The 17,804-nt window shown below is 61.8% G+C and carries 17 protein-coding genes; 4 read left to right on the forward strand and 13 right to left on the reverse strand.

Features of this window, described 5'->3' with window-relative positions; genetic code table 11:
- The first annotated feature begins 34 nt into the window (after positions 1-34).
- Positions 35-1,132, forward strand: coding sequence for an AGE family epimerase/isomerase (locus BGP85_RS26580; RefSeq protein ID WP_103445870.1), 1,098 nt, complete (start codon positions 35-37; stop codon positions 1,130-1,132).
- Positions 1,133-1,166: 34 nt separating this feature from the next.
- Here BGP85_RS26580 and BGP85_RS26585 read toward each other — a convergent pair whose 3' ends face one another.
- From BGP85_RS26585 to BGP85_RS26610, 6 genes are all read right to left on the reverse strand, one after another.
- Positions 1,167-1,934, reverse strand: coding sequence for an SDR family oxidoreductase (locus tag BGP85_RS26585; RefSeq protein ID WP_103445871.1), 768 nt, complete (start codon positions 1,932-1,934; stop codon positions 1,167-1,169).
- Between the two features lie 595 nt (positions 1,935-2,529).
- Positions 2,530-3,246 carry an ABC transporter ATP-binding protein gene (locus BGP85_RS26590; RefSeq protein ID WP_103445872.1) on the reverse strand — a complete coding sequence of 239 codons (717 nt, stop codon included), beginning with the start codon at positions 3,244-3,246 and terminating at the stop codon, positions 2,530-2,532.
- Complete coding sequence (locus BGP85_RS26595; RefSeq protein WP_085676784.1) at positions 3,243-4,118, reverse strand: ATP-binding cassette domain-containing protein; 876 nt, start codon at positions 4,116-4,118, stop codon at positions 3,243-3,245. The genes BGP85_RS26590 and BGP85_RS26595 overlap by 4 nt, the downstream gene beginning before the upstream one ends.
- Positions 4,115-5,416, reverse strand: coding sequence for a high-affinity branched-chain amino acid ABC transporter permease LivM (gene livM, locus BGP85_RS26600; RefSeq protein ID WP_103445873.1), 1,302 nt, complete (start codon positions 5,414-5,416; stop codon positions 4,115-4,117). The genes BGP85_RS26595 and livM overlap by 4 nt, the downstream gene beginning before the upstream one ends.
- Before the next feature lie 2 nt (positions 5,417-5,418).
- A complete protein-coding gene (locus BGP85_RS26605) occupies positions 5,419-6,333 on the reverse strand; it encodes an ABC transporter permease subunit (protein ID WP_103445874.1) in 915 nt (304 codons plus the stop codon).
- A gap of 154 nt (positions 6,334-6,487) precedes the next feature.
- The gene (locus tag BGP85_RS26610) at positions 6,488-7,624 is read right to left on the reverse strand and encodes an ABC transporter substrate-binding protein (protein ID WP_103445875.1); all 1,137 of its coding nucleotides are present in this window, start codon (positions 7,622-7,624) and stop codon (positions 6,488-6,490) included.
- Between the two features lie 469 nt (positions 7,625-8,093).
- Here BGP85_RS26610 and pncB point away from each other — a divergent pair, with 469 nt between their 5' ends.
- Both pncB and nadE read left to right on the forward strand, forming a co-directional pair.
- Positions 8,094-9,299, forward strand: coding sequence for a nicotinate phosphoribosyltransferase (gene pncB, locus BGP85_RS26620; protein WP_103445877.1), 1,206 nt, complete (start codon positions 8,094-8,096; stop codon positions 9,297-9,299).
- Positions 9,300-9,302: 3 nt separating this feature from the next.
- The gene (gene nadE, locus BGP85_RS26625; RefSeq protein WP_103445878.1) at positions 9,303-10,130 is read left to right on the forward strand and encodes an ammonia-dependent NAD(+) synthetase; all 828 of its coding nucleotides are present in this window, start codon (positions 9,303-9,305) and stop codon (positions 10,128-10,130) included.
- Between the two features lie 99 nt (positions 10,131-10,229).
- Here the strand turns inward: nadE and azu are convergent, their stop codons facing one another.
- Positions 10,230-10,679 (reverse strand): azurin, encoded by a 450-nt coding sequence (gene azu / locus BGP85_RS26630; protein ID WP_103445879.1) that lies wholly within the window; start codon positions 10,677-10,679, stop codon positions 10,230-10,232.
- A 348-nt stretch (positions 10,680-11,027) separates the two neighbouring features.
- On the opposite strand from azu, the gene BGP85_RS26635 reads away from it, so the two are divergent.
- Positions 11,028-11,615, forward strand: a complete 588-nt coding sequence (locus tag BGP85_RS26635; RefSeq protein WP_103445880.1) for an LOG family protein — start codon at positions 11,028-11,030, stop codon at positions 11,613-11,615.
- Between the two features lie 132 nt (positions 11,616-11,747).
- On the opposite strand, the gene BGP85_RS26640 is transcribed toward BGP85_RS26635, so the two are convergent.
- From BGP85_RS26640 to rpsF, 6 genes are all read right to left on the reverse strand, one after another.
- The gene (locus BGP85_RS26640; protein WP_103445881.1) at positions 11,748-14,051 is read right to left on the reverse strand and encodes a YgiQ family radical SAM protein; all 2,304 of its coding nucleotides are present in this window, start codon (positions 14,049-14,051) and stop codon (positions 11,748-11,750) included.
- A gap of 104 nt (positions 14,052-14,155) precedes the next feature.
- Complete coding sequence (gene dnaB / locus BGP85_RS26645) at positions 14,156-15,553, reverse strand: replicative DNA helicase (RefSeq protein ID WP_103446235.1); 1,398 nt, start codon at positions 15,551-15,553, stop codon at positions 14,156-14,158.
- 111 nt (positions 15,554-15,664) lie between these two features.
- Positions 15,665-16,111 (reverse strand): 50S ribosomal protein L9, encoded by a 447-nt coding sequence (gene rplI, locus BGP85_RS26650; RefSeq protein WP_008101037.1) that lies wholly within the window; start codon positions 16,109-16,111, stop codon positions 15,665-15,667.
- Positions 16,112-16,131: 20 nt separating this feature from the next.
- Positions 16,132-16,995, reverse strand: a complete 864-nt coding sequence (locus tag BGP85_RS26655; protein WP_103445882.1) for a hypothetical protein — start codon at positions 16,993-16,995, stop codon at positions 16,132-16,134.
- Positions 16,996-17,028: 33 nt separating this feature from the next.
- Positions 17,029-17,259, reverse strand: coding sequence for a 30S ribosomal protein S18 (gene rpsR, locus BGP85_RS26660; RefSeq protein ID WP_003249563.1), 231 nt, complete (start codon positions 17,257-17,259; stop codon positions 17,029-17,031).
- Positions 17,260-17,287: 28 nt separating this feature from the next.
- The gene (rpsF, locus tag BGP85_RS26665) at positions 17,288-17,713 is read right to left on the reverse strand and encodes a 30S ribosomal protein S6 (protein ID WP_013974420.1); all 426 of its coding nucleotides are present in this window, start codon (positions 17,711-17,713) and stop codon (positions 17,288-17,290) included.
- Positions 17,714-17,804 lie beyond the last annotated feature (91 nt).

Consider the following 17,804-nt stretch of genomic DNA (forward strand, 5'->3'; position numbering starts at 1 on the left):
CATGGCGCCCTGCCCGAAAGCGACGAGCACCAACATGCCCAACCCCCGCCCCACCCTGCCCGAACTGGCCCGCTTCAACCAGCATTTCGCCGAACGCATCGTGCCGCTGTGGCAAGGGCCGGGCTGGAACGCCGACATGGCCCTGCCCTACGAGGCCCTGGACGCCCAGCACCGCCCGTTGCCGGTGCAGCGCTACCGGGCCATGGCCTGTGCGCGCCAGCTTTACCTGTTCAGCAGCCGCATCGAACAATCGGGTGCGGCCGAACGGGCGGCGGCGCTGTTCCGCTCGTTACAGAAGCACTTCCACGATCCCGAGCATGGCGGCTGGTTCTACAGCATCGACGCCGACGGCAAGCCGCTGGACCGGCGCAAGGACCTCTACACCCACGCCTTCATCGTGTTCGCTTGCGCGCACTACTGGGGCAAGGTCGGCGAAGGCCTGGTGGAAGCCACCCTCAATGCCGCCCTGGAAGTCGTCGACGAGCAGTTCGCCCGGGATGATGGCCTGTATGAAGCCAGCCTTGGCGAAGACTGGGCTGACCTCGGCAGCGGCCCGCTGCAGAACCCGCAGATGCACCTGGCCGAGGCCTTCCTGCAAGTGCTGGCGGTACGCAAGGACGAGCATGTGCAGCAGTCGCTGCTGCAACTGTGCACAGCCCTGCAGAAACATTTCATCGAGCCGCAACACGGGCTGATGCTGGAAAAGCCCCTCGGCGCTGTGGATAACTGGTTCGAGCCGGGGCATCAGTTCGAATGGTTCTACCTGCTGGAAACCTCGCCGCTGCTACGCGGGACGCCGCTGCATGCTTCCATCGAACGGGCCTTCGGCTATGCCGAGCTGTGTGGGGTCAACAATGCCGCAGTGCTGGCCATGCTCGATGTGGAAGGCAACGTGCTCGATGCGACCCAGCGGGTCTGGGCACAGGCGGAATACCTGCGGGCACTGGCGTTGCGCTCGGGGAATGAGGCCAAGCTGCTGGTCCAGTTGAAGGCGATGCAACAGCAGTTCCTGCATGCAGGTGGCTGGTATGAGTGCCGGGATGGTGAAGGGGCGGTGAGCCGGCATGACATGCCTTCAACTACGCCCTATCACCTGGCGACCTGCCTGGAAGGTCTGCAGCGCGAGGCCTGACGCATTCGCGCAATTACCTGCGAAAGGGCACTGATCAGCCCTTGGCCGAACGGTCGATCGAGAACCCTGCCCAGTCCTGGCTCACCGGCATCAGCTCAAGGCTGTTGATATTGATGTGCGCCGGCTGGTTGAGGATCCAGAAGATGGTCTCGGCGATGTCCTGCGGCTGAATCGGCTCGGCACCGGCGTAGGTGGCATCGTACTTGGCCTGGTCACCGCCGAAGCGCACCAGCGAGAACTCGCTCTCGCACAGGCCCGGCTCGATGTTGCTCACCCGCACGCCCGTTCCACGCAGGTCGCAGCGCAAGCTCAGCGAAAACTGGCCGACGAAGGCCTTGGTGCCGCCATACACGTTGCTGCCGGGATATGGGTAGTTGCCCGCCACCGAACCCACGTTGAGGATCGTCGCGCCACGGCCGTGGGCGATCAGGCGTGGCAGCAGCAAGCGGGTGGTGTACATCAGGCCTTTGATGTTGGTGTCGACCATGGTCTCCCAATCATCCAGGCTGCAGTTCTGCGCCGCATCCACACCCAGCGCCAGACCGGCATTGTTGACCAGGCCGCGAATTTTCTCGAAGCCGGCCGGCAGGCTGGCGATGGCCTGCTCCATGGCCTTGCGGTCACGCACGTCGATAACCAGGCCGTGCACTTCGGTCTTGGCCGACAGTTCGGCGCACAGGGCATCCAGGCGATCCTTGCGACGGCCGGTGAGTACCAGCTTCCAGCCGGCTTCGGCAAAGCGGCGGGCAGTGGCCTCGCCAAAACCGGACGTCGCGCCAGTGATGAATACGGTGGATGTCATGCTCTGTTCCTCACGGTGGGTTGTCATCGACAGCTTTGCAGCATGCCCGCGCCGGGCGTTGACAGCAAGCCGTCAGGGCCGCTGTTCATTTTTTGTTCATATGCGCCAAACCCTTGCGACAGAGGGCTCGCCGCCAGCTATGCGCATGTTATCCACAAGGCTTTCCCCACGGATTGGGGGCAACTTGTCCAATGCGCGGAACCCTTTCAGCGTCTGGTGGTCGGTGGATATCTTTTCGATGATGGCGCAACGCTTTCAAGCATGCCGCCTGCAGCGGTCTGTCCAAGGCTTTCCCACAGACTTATCCACAGGCATTGAAGCACCTTTCGCAGATCTCGGACCGTGCAAAAAAAGCGCGTGAAATCATACACAAAGGGCATCTGATCATTTTTTGACCAGAGCCTTGCAGGCCTTGCAGATAAAGGGATAGAGCGAGATGCCACCATGTTTTCCACAGGCGGTTCCACATTAATCGTGGAAAAGATTCAACCTGTGGAAACAAGGGCTTGCGAGGGGATTGTCGAGTGGGTCGAGAAAGATATGCGACAAGTTGTCCACATTTGAACCGGGGGTCGCCTGGCAACCCCGATGCAACTCAATGCCCGCCAAGATAGGCGTTGCGCACCTCTTCGTTGACCAGCAGCTCCTGCCCCGTCCCGCTCATGCGTATCTGCCCGTTGACCATCACATAGGCCCGGTCCGACAACTTCAGCGCATGGTTGGCGTTCTGCTCTACCAGGAAGATGGTCATCCCACTCTTGGCCAGTTCGCGCAGGGTCGCGAAGATCTGCTTGACCACGATCGGTGCCAGCCCCAACGATGGCTCGTCCAGCAGCAACAGCTTCGGCCGGCTCATCAGCGCCCGGGCAATGGCCAGCATCTGCTGCTCGCCACCGGACATGGTCATGGCCCGCTGATTACGCCGCTCCTTCAGGCGCGGGAACAGCTCGAACATGCGCTGCATGTCTTCAGTCGCGTATTTGTCGCCGATAGGGATGGTCCCCATCATCAGGTTTTCCTCGACGGTCATGTCGGGGAACACCCGGCGCCCTTCCGGCGACTGGGCGATGCCGTTGGAGGCGATGTAGTGCGACGACTTGCGAGTGATGTCGGTGCCCCGGTAGACGATATGCCCAGACGCCGCCCGCGGCTGGCCGAAGATCGACATCAGCAGGGTCGACTTGCCGGCGCCGTTGGCACCGATCAGGCTCACCGTCTCGCCTTCGTTGATGTGCATCGACACCTTTTTCAACGCCTGGATCGGCCCGTAGAACACGTCCAGTTCCTTTAGTTCGAGAATGGGTGCACTCATACCAGTTCCTCTTCGTCGGCACCCAGGTAGGCGGCGATCACCGTCGGGTTGTGGCGGATTTCCTGCGGGGCGCCTTCGGCGATCACGTTGCCGTGGTCGAGCACGACGATATGGTCGGAAATGCTCATGACCATGCCCATGTCATGTTCGATCAGCACCACGGTGATGTCGTGCTCGTCACGCAGCACGCGGATCATGCGGCTCAGGGCCTCGGTCTCCTGCGGGTTGAGGCCGGCAGCCGGCTCGTCCAGGCAGATGATCTTCGGCCGCGTGCACATGGCCCGGGCGATCTCCAGGCGGCGCTGCTGGCCGTAGGACAGCTCACCTGCCAGGCGGTTGGCGCAGTCGACCAGGTCGACCACTTCCAGCCAGTAGAACGCGTGGTCCAGGGCGTCGCTCTCGGCCTTGCGGTAAGCCTTGGTGTTGAGCACCCCAGCCAGCAAGTTGCGGTTGACCCACATGTGCTGGGCCACCAGCAGGTTTTCCACCACCGACATTTCCTTGAACAGGCGAATGTTCTGGAAGGTCCGCGCCAGGCCTGCGCGGTTGACCAGGTGGGTACCGCCGAACATCTTGTAGTACAGACGGTTGGCAAAGCGCGCAGGCGACACGAAATCCGCCGCCTGGAAGCGCTCGCCAAGCAGCTGGATGACATTGGTGTGGCTGCCGCGCACGTTCAGCTCGATGCGCCCGCCACTGGCCTTGTAGAAGCCGGTCAGGCAGTTGAACACAGTGGTCTTGCCGGCGCCGTTGGGGCCGATCAGGGCGAAGATCTGGTTGCGCTTGACCTTCAGGCTGACGTCGCTGAGCGCCTTGATACCGCCGAACTGCATCATCAGGTTGTCGACCGAGAGAATGATTTCGTCGCTCATGGCGCCACTCCTTTACGCGGGGTCACACCGGTACGGCTGATGCGGATCAACCCACGCGGTCGCCAGATCATCATCAGCACCATCAGCACGCCGAACAGCAGCACGCGGTATTCCGAGAAGCTGCGCAGCAGCTCCGGTGCCACGGTCAGCACGAACGCCGCGATCACCACGCCGACGGTCGAGCCCATGCCGCCAAGCACGACGATGGCGAGGATCAGCGCCGACTCGAAGAAGGTGAACGAGGACGGGTTGACGAACCCCTGGTAGGTGGCAAAGAACACCCCCGCCAGGCCTGCGGTGGAAGCACCGAGGGTGAAGGCCGAGAGCTTGACCAGTACGTGGTTCAGGCCCATCGAGCGGCAGGCAATCTCGTCTTCACGCAGGGCTTCCCAGGCGCGGCCGACCGGCATGCGGGTCAGCCGGTGCTTGATGTACAGCACCGCCAGCACGACCATGAACAGCACGGCGTAGATGAACACGAACTTGAGGTTGGCGTTGTAGTCGATGCCGAGGAACTCGTGGATCGGCACCCCGCCATCCTTGGCCCTGCGGCCGAATTCCAGGCCGAAGAAGGTCGGCGACGGCGCCGGCATGCCGTTCGGGCCGCCAGTGAACGACAGCCAGTTGTTCAGCACCAGGCGGATGATCTCGCCGAAGCCCAGGGTCACGATCGCCAGGTAGTCGCCGTGCATTCGCAAGACCGGGAAGCCGAGGATGCACCCCGCCAGCGCTGCGGCGATCGCCGCCAGCGGCAGCACGCTCCAGAAGCCCAGGCCGAGGTACTGGTAGCCCAGCGCCAGGCCGTAGGCACCGATGGCGTAGAACGCCACGTAGCCCAGGTCGAGCAAGCCGGCGAGACCGACCACGATGTTCAGGCCCAGGCCCAGCAGCACGTAGATCAGGCCGAGGATGACCACGGTCAGCAGGTACTTGTTGGCGAACACCGGGAAGATGATGGCGATCACCACCAGCGCCGGGATGATGTAGCGCAACCGCGACTTGTAGTCCGGCGCGTTGACGTGCACGCCCGACCCGCCGCTGTCGAAGCCTTCGAGCATGCGCCGCCCGGCGGCGGTCTGCACGTAGAGGCTGAGCAGGAAGCGCCCGAGCATCACGCCGCCGACCAACCACGCCACTCGGCGTGGTTCGGCGTTGAAGGTGTAGCCGTCGAGGACCACACCGACGATCGGGCCAAACACGATGAGCGCCAGCAGGCCGGCGACGATGGTCTCGAGCAGGCTGCGCTTGATATCGAAACCTTTGGTTTCAGAGGCAGAGGCAATCTTGGCAATCGACATGTTCACACCTTAGCCACGAGCGGGCGACCCAGCAGGCCTTGTGGGCGGAAGATAAGGATCATCACCAGCAGCGAGAAGCTGAACACATCCTTGTAGTCGGAGTTGATCAGGCCAGAGAACAGCGACTCGGAAATCCCCAGGATGATCCCGCCAAGCATGGCGCCTGGCAGTGAACCGATGCCGCCCAGTACCGCGGCGGTGAACGCCTTGATGCCGATGATGAAGCCGGCGTAGAAGTCGAAGGTGCCGTAGTTGAGGGTGATCAGCACGCCGGCCAGCGCGGCCATCACTGCACCGATGACGAACACGTAGGAAATCACCCGGTCGGTGTTGATGCCGAGGATCGAGGCCATCTTGCGGTCTTGCTGGGTGGCGCGGCACATGCGGCCGAGCTTGGTGTACTTGATCACATAGGTAAGCAGGCCCATGCCCACGAACGCTGCCACCAGGATGAAGATCTTGGTGTAGGTCAGCTGCACGAAGCCAGTGCCGACTTCGATGCGCATGGCGCCTTCGAGCAGGGTCGGCACGCCTTGCTGGCGGGCGCCCTGGCTGATCTGTGCATAGTTCTGCAGGATCAGCGAGATGCCGATGGCACTGATCAGCGGTGCCAGGCGGGTGGAGTTACGCAGGGGTTTGTAGGCGATGCGCTCGATGGTGAAGCCATACACGCCCGTGACGACGATGGTGAACAATAGCGTGCCCAGCATCAACAGGGGGAACGACTCGACACCGAAATAGGCCAGCAATGCCAGGCTGATCGCCGCGAGGTACGCGGAGATCATGTACACCTCGCCGTGCGCGAAGTTGATCATGCCGATAATGCCATAGACCATTGTGTAGCCGATGGCGATCAGGCCATAGACCGACCCGAGGGTCAGGCCATTGACCAGTTGCTGCAGGAAAATACCATCCATAACGCAATCTCACCTGAGCGAGACTGCACCAGTGCTGACGACCACAGGCCACGGATAAAGCGGGCCTGGCAGCGCAGAACCGTGCACGTCTCCAAATAAGGACAGGTACCGCGGGGGCAATGGCCCGGACGGGCGTCCGGGCCAGCTGCCGTTATTATTTTTGTTTTTCCAGCTGGTGGTACTTGCCGTCCTTGTCCCACTGGTAGACCACGTAGTCGGAGACTTTCAGGTCGCCCTTGCTGTCCCACTCTTTCTTGCCCATGACGGTTTCGACCGGGTTGGCCTTGAGCCATTTGGCGGCGTCTTCGCCCTTGTTCGACTTGGCGCCGTTGAAGCCGGCAGCCAGGGCCTGGACCGAGGCGTAAGCATACAGGGTGTAGCCTTCAGGCTCGGTGCCGGCCTTGCGGAACTCCTCGACCACCGCCTTGCTTTCCGGCAGCAGGCGCGGGTCGGCGCCGAAGGTCATGTACACGCCATCGACGTACTGCGCGCCGCCGGCGGTGGCCACCAGTTCGTCGGTGACGATACCGTCATCGGACATGAACTTGACGTCCTTCAGGCCCTGCTCGCGCAGCTGGCGCACCAGCGGGCCGGCTTCCGGGTGCAGGCCACCGAAGTAGACCACGTCGGCACCGGCGGCGCGGATCTTGGTGACCACGGCGCTGAAGTCCTTCTCGCCACGGGTCAGGCCTTCGTACAGCACCGGCTTGACGCCGCGCTTCTCCAGCTGCGCCTTGGTCGCATCGGCCAGGCCCTGGCCGTAGGTGTCCTTGTCGTGCAGCACCGCGACCTTCTTGCCCTTGAGCACGTCGACGATGTAGTTGCCAGCGACAATGCCTTGCTGGTCGTCACGGCCGCACATGCGGAACATGGCGTTCAGGCCGCGCTCGGTGACCTGCGGGTTGGTGGAGCCTGGGGTGATGGCGATCACGCCGGCTTCGTCATACACCTCGGAGGCCGGGATGGTGTTGGAAGAGCAGAAGTGCCCGACCACGCCGATCACCTTGTCCTGGTCGACCAGCCGGTTGGCCACGGCCACGGCCTGCTTCGGCTCACAGGCGTCATCGCCTTTCACCAGGACGATCTTCTCGCCATTCACGCCGCCAGCGGCGTTGATCTTGTCGGCCGCTGCCTGCGCACCTTTCATGTACTGCTCGCCAAACGCTGCGTTGGCACCGGTCATGGGGCCCGCGACGCCGATCTTGACGTCGGCCTGAACATACGAAGAAACACCCAGTGCCGTAGCTACGGCAAGAGCCAGGAAACCTTTCTTGTAAAACGTCTGCGACATGAGGTGGTGCTCCTAGAGTTTTTTTAGTGTGGCACTACAACTTCTCAGCCCTGTGCTCAGAGCAAGGGCCGTGCCATCGGTTTTGTCTTCCGGGAAAACACACTGTAAAGGTCGCGCCCTGGCGACCGACGGCCTTTTCTTTATTGAGCGTGCAACCGTCTGCCACGCGGCAGGCGCCACCACACGTACAGACAAGGAGCAACCGTCGAGTGCCATCATTGCAACCCTGGCAAGTGTTTACGTGCAACCGCCCTGTAACAGTGGACGTCACCGAAGTGCACACCGCTGGTGCGCGACTGCTACAGGCAGCACTGTTTCAAGGCTAGCTGGTGCACGGAAAAACACCTGATTTGGCCATTACGCGGCCTCTGTGGGAGCGGCCTTGCCCGCGAAGAGGCCGGCCCAGACACAACAAGACTCAAAAGACTGGCACAATGTCATCCATTCGCCGCTTCTGGAGCCCCTTTTGATGAGCGAGAGCGCATTCGCCGAGCGCATCGTGCACAACCTGCTCGACACCGACTTCTACAAGCTCACCATGATGCAGGGCGTGCTACACAACTACCCAGACGCCGACGTCGAATGGGAATTCCGCTGCCGCAATGGCGAGGACCTGCGCCCCTATCTTGGCGAGATTCGCCATCAGCTCGAACTGCTCGCCGACCTGACCCTGGATGATGGGCAGCCGGTCTTCCTCGAACGCATCAGCTTCCTCAAGCCCGACTTCCTGCGCTTTCTGCGCCTGTTCCGTTTCAACCTGCGCTATGTGCGCATCGGCATCGAGAGCGACCAGCTGTTCCTGCGCCTGAAAGGCCCCTGGCTGCACGTGATCCTGTTCGAAGTGCCGCTGTTGGCCATCATCAGCGAAGTGCGCAACCGCCACTTGCACCCGCGCATGCGCCTGGCCGATGCGCGTGATCAGCTGTACCGCAAGTTCGACTGGCTGCGCGCCCACGCGAGCGACGACGAACTGGCCGAGCTGCAGGTGGCCGATTTCGGTACCCGCCGGCGCTTTTCCAGCCGCGTGCAAGAAGACGTGGTGCGCGTACTGCGCGACGACTTCCCGGGCCGCTTCGTCGGCACCAGCAACGTCGACCTGGCATGGAAACTGGATATCAAGCCACTGGGCACCATGGCCCACGAGTGGATCATGGCCCACCAGCAGCTCGGCCCACGCCTGATCGACAGCCAGATCGCCGCGCTGGATTGCTGGGTCCGCGAGTACCGCGGCCTGCTCGGGATTGCCCTGACCGACTGCATCACCATGGATGCCTTCCTCAACGATTTCGACTTGTACTTCGCCAAGCTGTTCGACGGCCTGCGCCATGACTCGGGCGAGCCGGTAGCCTGGGCGGAAAAGGCCATCGCCCATTATCAGAGGCTGGGAATCGACCCGATGACCAAGACCCTGGTGTTCTCCGATGGCCTCAACCTGACCCGCTCGCTGGAGATCTTCCGTGCCCTGCGCGGTCGCATCAACGTCAGTTTCGGCATCGGCACCAATCTCACTTGTGACATCCCCGGGGTGGCGCCAATGAACATCGTGCTTAAAATGACCGACTGCAACGGCTCGCCGGTGGCGAAGATCTCGGACGAAGCCGCCAAGACCCAGTGCCGCGACGAGAATTTCGTCGCCTACATGCGTCACGTATTCAAAGTCCCCAGCAAGGAGTAACCCATGCAAGCGGTTCAGCAAGAGATTGCCCAGGCGCTGAAGGTTCAGCCGCCGTTCGCCGACGCCGCTGCGCTCGAGGCCGAAGTCGCCCGGCGCGTGGCGTTCATCAAGGACTGCCTGGCCAACGCCCGGCTCAAGACCCTGGTGCTGGGCATCAGTGGCGGCGTCGATTCGCTGACAGCTGCCCTGCTCGCCCAGCGCGCCGTCAACGAGCTGCGCGCCGAAACCGGCGACAAGGCCTACACCTTCATCGCCGTGCGCCTGCCGTACCAGGTGCAACATGACGAGCACGACGCCCAGGCCTGCCTGGAGGTGATCAAGGCCGATGAAGTGCACACCGTCGACATCGCCCCGGCCGTGCGCGCGCTGGCGGCGGAAGTGGTGGAGTTGAAGAATGGCTCGCCGACCTTGGTGGACTTCGTCGTCGGCAACGTCAAGGCACGCACGCGCATGGTTGCCCAGTACACCATCGCCGGTGCCCGCGCAGGCCTGGTGATCGGCACTGACCACGCTGCCGAGGCGGTGATGGGCTTCTTTACCAAGTTCGGTGATGGCGCTTGCGACCTGGCGCCGCTGAGCGGGCTGGTGAAGAACCAGGTGCGGGCGATTGCGCGCAGCTTCGGCGCGCCGGAGTCACTGGTGGAGAAGGTACCGACTGCGGACCTGGAAGACCTGGAGCCGGGCAAGCCGGACGAGGCGTCCCATGGCGTGACCTACCAGCAGATCGATGCCTTCCTGCATGGGCTGCCGGTGGATCAGGCAGCGTTCGACATCATCGTCGCCACCTACCGCAAGACACAGCACAAGCGCGAACTGCCGTTCGCCCCATAAAAGCTTCGCGAGGCAAGCCCGCTCCAACAAGGGAACCAGTATCCCCTGCAGGAGCGGGCTTGCCCCGCGAATAGGCCCGAGAGGCCTACACAGCTGTCATTACTTGACGACGACCTTGCCCTTCATCATCGAGATGTGGCCCGGGAAGGTGCAGAAGAAGCTGTAGTCACCACCGGCTTCCAACTTGGAAGTGTCGAACTTCACTTCGGTTTCTTTTTCCGGCGCGCCGATCATCTTGGTGTGGGCGATGATCCCGGCGTTGGCGCCGTTGATGTAGTCGTTCTCCAGGCCTTTGCTCATACCTTCGGTAGCAATGCCCTGCATGTCTGCAGTCTTGCTGATCACCAGGTTATGGCCCATGACGTTCTTCGGCAGGCTGCCGGAGTGGGTCAGTTTGACGGTGAATTCCTTGCAGCTCTTGTCGACGGTGAATTCCTTGCTGGTGTAGGACATCTGGTCGGTCGAGTCGACGGTCACCGAACATTCGGCTGCGAAGACAGAAGCGCTGGCGAGGGTCAGCAGGGATACCGCTACAGCTTTCGCAAACATCATGAATCTCCTTGGCAGGGTGTTATCAATCGCGAGACTGCCTGAAACCGTTCTGCCCCCTGCTGATATGGGTCAAGGGGGTGTCAAGTGGCCAGCCAGTTGAATTGTTCAATGGATTGTATACAACCAATCTAAGGGCACATCATGCCCTTTTAATAGACGATGGGACAACCTCTCATTTAGGAGCAACCGCAATGTCCCTCGCAAGTTTCATGAACAGCCTGCTCGCCGCCTACGCCCACGGGGCCACGGGTGCCAGCTGTGAATTCTCCCGCCCCGAGTAAAACCGGCATTGGAGACGTCAGACTATTCGCTTTACCCTGTCAGCGATATGACTGGAGAAGCACGATGTCTGTACGTTCCGTTTGTGTGTTCTGTGGCGCCAGTATCGGCGCCAACCCCGCCTACCGTGAAGCGGCCGTTGCGCTTGGCCAGGCCATTGCCCGCCGCGGCCTGACCCTGGTTTATGGCGGAGGTGTGGTCGGCCTGATGGGCACCGTCGCCGATGCGGCCATGGCCGCCGGCGGCGAAGTGATCGGGGTCATTCCCGAAAGCCTGATGAATGCCGAGATCGGCCATAAAGGCCTGAGCCGGCTGGAAGTGGTCGACGGCATGCATGCGCGCAAGGCGCGCATGGCCGAGCTGAGCGATGCCTTCATTGCCCTGCCGGGTGGCCTGGGTACGCTGGAAGAGCTGTTCGAGGTGTGGACCTGGGGGCAACTGGGCTATCACGCCAAGCCACTGGGGCTGCTCGATGTGAATGGCTTCTACGAGAAGCTGGGCGGGTTCCTCGACCATATCGTCGAAGAAGGCTTCGTGCGGCCGCAGCATCGGGCCATGTTGCTGCTGGCGCAGCAGGCAGATGAACTGCTGGACGGGATGGAACGGTTCGAGTCGCCGGTACTGCCCAAGTGGGTCGACAAGAAGCCTGACTGATCCGAGATATTGGGCTGCTTTGCAGCCCTTTCGCGACACAAGGCCGCCCCCACACAGCACTGCGTACGCCGATCAATGCGGGAGCGGCCTTGTGTCGCGAAAGGACCGCAAAGCGGTCCCAAAAGGGGGCAGTTAGCGCGGGATCACTGGCTGGCGTGGCTTCTTGCCCTTGCCGCCGCCACCCTTGGCCGCTTCCTTGCGCTCCTTGGCCGCCTGCTGGTTGCGGGCAAACGCCTCGGCCTTGGCCTTCTCGCGCTTGTCCCACGGCTTGCTGCCATCGCTGCCACGCGGTGGCAGGCCGGTGTGCTGGGTGAGGATCTTCTGGTCCTTGCCCACCTTGTGGCTGCCGGCCGGGGTCGAGTTCTTGCGGCGCGCGCTCTGGTACGTGTCGGTCTGCGGCTGGTGCAGCGGGATCAGCTGATGCTTGCCCGGCCCGATCAGGTCGGCACGGCCCATGCGCTGCAGCGCTTCACGCAGCATCGGCCAGCCCTTCGGATCGTGATAGCGCAGGAACGCCTTGTGCAGGCGACGCTGCTCCTCGCTCTTGACGATCTCCACCCCTTCGCTCTTGTACGTGACCTTGCGCAACGGGTTCTTGCCCGAGTGGTACATGGCTGTGGCCGATGCCATTGGCGACGGGTAGAAGGCCTGCACCTGGTCGGCGCGGAAGCCGTTGCCCTTGAGCCACAGAGCCAGGTTCATCATGTCTTCGTCGGTTGTACCCGGGTGCGCGGCGATAAAGTACGGGATCAGGTACTGCTCCTTGCCCGCCTCTTTCGAGAACTTCTCGAACATGCGCTTGAAGCGGTCGTAGGTACCGATGCCCGGCTTCATCATCTTGTCCAGCGGGCCACGCTCGGTGTGCTCCGGGGCAATCTTCAGGTAGCCGCCAACATGGTGGGTGACCAGCTCCTTGACGTACTCCGGCGATTCCACCGCCAGGTCGTAGCGCAGGCCCGAGGCGATCAGGATCTTCTTCACGCCCGGCAAGGCGCGGGCCTTGCGATACAGCTCGATCAGCGAGCTGTGGTCGGTGTTGAGGTTCTCGCAGATGCCCGGGAACACGCACGACGGCTTGCGGCAGTGCTTCTCGATGTCGTGGCTCTTGCAGGCGATGCGGTACATGTTGGCGGTCGGGCCGCCAAGGTCGGAGACCACGCCGGTGAAGCCCGGCACCTTGTCGCGCATTTCCTCGATCTCGTGCAGGATCGACTCGTGGGAGCGGTTCTGGATGATGCGGCCTTCGTGCTCGGTGATCGAGCAGAAGGTGCAGCCACCGAAGCAGCCGCGCATGATGTTCACCGAGAAACGGATCATCTCGTAGGCCGGGATGCGCTCCTTGCCATAGGCCGGGTGTGGAACACGCGCGTAGGGCATGCCGAACACGTAGTCCATTTCCTCGGTGGTCATGGGAATGGGTGGCGGGTTGAACCACACATCCACTTCACCGTGCTTCTGCACCAGGGCGCGGGCGTTGCCCGGGTTGGTCTCCAGGTGCAGCACGCGGTTGGCGTGAGCATAGAGCACCGGGTCGTTACGCACTTTCTCGAACGACGGCAGGCGGATCACCGACTTTTCCCGGGTCACGCTCGGGCTGTCGAGAATCTGCACCACCTTGGCTTCGTTCGGATCTTCCTGGTCGCCCTTGGCTTGTTCGATGGCGCAGGCCTGGGTGTCCTGGGTGTTCACGTACGGGTTGATGATCTTGTCGACGCGGCCTGGGCGGTCGATACGGGTCGAGTCGATCTCGTACCAACCTTGCGGCGTGTCACGGCGTACGAACGCGGTACCGCGCACGTCGGTGATCTGCTCGATGCTTTCACCCTGCGACAGGCGCTGGGCCACTTCAACGATGGCCCGTTCGGCGTTGCCGTACAGCAAGATGTCGGCGCTGGCGTCGATCAGGATCGAATGGCGGACCTTGTCCTGCCAATAGTCATAGTGGGCGATACGACGCAGCGAGGCCTCGATGCCGCCCAGCACGATCGGTACATGCTTGTAGGCTTCCTTGCAGCGCTGGCTGTACACCAGGCTGGCACGGTCCGGGCGCTTGCCCGCCAGGCCACCCGGGGTGTAGGCGTCGTCGGAACGGATCTTCTTGTCCGCGGTGTAGCGGTTGATCATCGAGTCCATGTTGCCGGCCGCGACGCCAAAGAACAGGTTCGGCTCGCCCAGTTTCATGAAGTCGTCTTTGGACTGCCAGTTCGGCTGAGCGATGATGCCCACGCGGAAGCCTTGGGCTTCCAGCAGGCGGCCGATGATGGCCATGCCGAACGACGCGTGGTCGACATAGGCATCCCCGGTCACGATGATGATGTCGCAGGAATCCCAGCCGAGCTGATCCATCTCCTCCCTGCTCATCGGCAGGAATGGTGCTGGCCCGAAGCATTCGGCCCAGTACTTGGGATAGTCGTAGAGTGGTTTGGCTGCTTGCATGTCAGTGACCGGTTCTGGTGTGCAGGGAAATCGCGGGCGCGGAATATAGCACAAATTTTGATCAAATCCGACGGTGGTTGTCGGATTCATGTGAGGCCAGTGGCTTATTCGTCGTCGTCGAAGTTGTACATGCCCGGCGCGAGATTCTCGAAGCGGGTGTACTTGCCGATGAACGCCAGGCGCACGAAACCGATGGGGCCGTTACGCTGTTTACCGATGATGATTTCGGCCACGCCCTTGTGCTCGGTCTCGGGGTGGTACACCTCGTCGCGGTACACGAACATGATCACGTCGGCGTCCTGCTCGATTGCACCGGATTCACGCAAGTCGGAGTTCACCGGGCGTTTGTTCGGCCGCTGTTCCAGGGAGCGGTTCAGCTGCGACAGGGCGATTACCGGGCAGTTGAATTCCTTGGCCAGGGCCTTGAGGGAACGGGAGATTTCGGAAATCTCGTTGGTCCGGTTGTCACCGGCCGAACCTGGAATCTGCATCAGCTGCAGGTAGTCGACCATGATCATGCCGATTTCTCCGTGCTCACGGGCCAGACGGCGGGTACGCGCACGCATTTCGGAAGGGCTGATGCCGGCGGTATCGTCGATGAACAGCTTGCGGTCGTTGAGCAGGTTGACTGCCGAAGTCAGGCGCGGCCAGTCGTCGTCATCCAGCTGACCTGAACGCACCTTGGTCTGGTCGATGCGCCCCAGCGACGAAAGCATACGCATGATCAGCGATTCACCTGGCATCTCGAGGGAGAACACCAGCACCGCCTTTTCGCTGCGCAGCACGGCATTTTCCACCAGGTTCATGGCGAAAGTGGTCTTACCCATCGACGGACGGCCGGCGACGATGATCAGGTCGGCCGCCTGCAGGCCGCTGGTCTTCTCGTCCAGGTCGGTGAAGCCAGTGGACACGCCCGTGATGTCACTGTCGGAGTTGAACAGCGTATCGATGCGGTCGATGGCCATGGTCAACAGTTCGTTGACGCCCACCGGGCCGCCAGTTTTCGGCCGCGCTTCGGCGATCTGGAAGATCTGCCGCTCGGCATCGTCGAGGATTTCTGCAGCGCCACGCCCTTGCGGATTGAAGGCGTTGTCGGCGATGTCGGTGCTGATGCTGATCAGTTGGCGCAGCGTGGCCCGTTCGCGAATGATCGCGGCGTAGGCCTTGATGTTGGCCACCGACGGGGTGTTCTTGGCCAATTCGGCCAGGTAAGCCAGGCCGCCGACCTGCGAGGAGACGCCTTCCTTGTCCAGCTGCTCGTGCAGGGTCACCACGTCGAATGGCTGGTTGGCGTCGGCCAACTTGTGCACGGCACGGAAGATCAGGCGGTGGTCATGCCGGTAGAAATCGCCATCCGACACCTGGTCCAGCACCCGCTCCCAGGCATTGTTGTCCAGCATCAGGCCACCGAGCACGGCCTGTTCGGCCTCAATGGAATGCGGCGGCACCTTCAGGGCAGCGGTTTGCAGGTCGAGCTGTTCGGAGTTGGTGATCTCGTTCATGGCCACGAAAGAATTCTTGAGGATGAAAAAGACAAAGGGCACGGCCTGAATGAACAGGACCGTGCCCGATGTTAACCGGCTATCCCGTGAGGGACCACCAGTCAGCGCAGCTTAAGCAGCTACGACGACCACACGTACGGTGGCTTCAACGTCGCTGTGCAGGTGCACGGCTACGTCGTATTCGCCAACCTGACGGATGGTGCCGTTCGGCAGACGAACTTCAGCTTTAGCCACTTCAACGCCGGAGGCGGTCAGGGCGTCAGCGATGTCGTGGGTGCCGATCGAACCGAACAGCTTGCCTTCGTCGCCAGCGGTGGCAGTGATGGTCACTTCCAGCTCGGCCAGTTGGGCAGCACGGCTTTCAGCCGAAGCTTTACGGTCAGCAGCTGCTTTTTCCAGCTCGGCGCGACGCTCTTCGAACGCAGCCAGGTTGGCGGCGTTGGCGACGGTGGCCTTGCCGAATGGCAGCAGGAAGTTACGGCCGTAACCAGCCTTAACTTTAACTTTGTCGCCCAGGTTGCCCAGGTTAGCGACTTTTTCCAGCAGGATCAGTTCCATTTGGTAAAACCTCTTAACTTTTAACCTTCACCGTTCGCGGAGTCTTTCCCCGGAGGGGACTTGCGACCGCGAAAATCAATCAGGCTGTCGACAATGGCCAGGACCATCAGCAACGGGTAGATCAGCTGCATGATCAGCGGCAACGTCACGTACATGCCCACCAGCCAGAAACCGGCCAGTCGCCCCTGTGCCACAAGGCCGTGCATCAAGGCGATGCCAGCCAGCACCAGTACCAGGCTCGACGCCGATGCCAGGATGATGAACTGCGACCCGATAAACGGAGCCACCACCATCACTGCCACCAAGACCGCCATGGTCTGTTTCGGCAACCTCAGTTCGCGAAACTCGCGACCGAAGCCTCCAGGGTTGTACAACGCTGCCTGCCAATAACGCGCCAGCACCAAGGCCAACACGCTGAACAATTGCACCGTCACTGCTGTGGAAGCGACCAGCACAGGGCGGATCAGCTCACCGGAGAGCACCGGCTCGCCTTCGATTTTCGGCATGGCTTCGGCAAACGCCTTGGCCAGCACATCGAAGGTCTGCGCCAGGGCCATGTCGAGCACGAGGCTGAAAACCACGGCGAACACGGCACTGGCGACCAGCACACGGCTCCAGGGATGCTCGGCGCGCAACAGCGCGGCCAGGCCCAGGGCACCGGCAATCACCAGGAAGGTGATCGGATCGCCCATGAACCACACGGCCAGCCCGGCCAGCAGGCCGCCGGCGATGACCGTTGAAGCATCCTTGAACCCACGCCGCAGCAGCACAAGGCTGCCGGCAGCGGCACTCAACCAGAACAGCAGCGGCAGTACCGCGCTGATGACCACCACCAGGGTGGCCTGCACACGACCGCGCATGATGAAACTTGCTAACGCTCGCATGCTAATCCCTTACTGCTTGTCGACGACCCGGTCTCAGCGGCCGTGGCTGTCGGTGTAGGGCAGCAGGGCCAGGAAGCGGGCGCGCTTGATAGCGGTAGCCAGCTGACGCTGATAACGAGCTTTGGTACCGGTGATACGGCTTGGAACGATCTTGCCGGTTTCGGATACGTAAGCTTTCAGGGTGTTGAGATCTTTGAAGTCGATCTCTTTCACGTCTTCAGCAGTGAAGCGGCAGAATTTACGACGACGGAAGAAACGTGCCATTTAATAGGCTCCTCTAAAGGTCCGTGGATTACTCGTCAGCGTTATCGCTGGAGTCGCTGTCATTGCTGTCGTCGCCGTCGGCGGATTCAGCATGCTCAGGACGCTCACGACGCTCACGGCGCTCGCTGCGGTTTTCTTCAGCCTTCAGCATCTCGGACTGGCCGGTTACGGCTTCGTCGCGACGAATGACGAGGTTACGGATAACGGCATCGTTGTAGCGGAAGTTGTCTTCCAGCTCGGCCAGGGCCTTGCCGGTGCACTCAACGTTCAGCATCACGTAGTGAGCCTTGTGAACATTGTTGATTGCGTAGGCCAGTTGACGACGGCCCCAGTCTTCCAGGCGGTGGATCTTGCCGCCATCTTCTTCGATCAGCTTGGTGTAACGCTCAACCATGCCGCCGACTTGCTCGCTCTGGTCCGGGTGAACCAGGAAGATGATTTCGTAATGACGCATGAATGCTCCTTACGGGTTAGTAGTCTGCCAGCGTATCTGGTCAGACAAGGAGTGAATGACACTGTATGTCTTGCACGGAGGGGAGGCACAT

This window comes from Pseudomonas putida, assembly GCF_002906855.1.
Lineage (GTDB): Bacteria > Pseudomonadota > Gammaproteobacteria > Pseudomonadales > Pseudomonadaceae > Aquipseudomonas > Aquipseudomonas putida_N.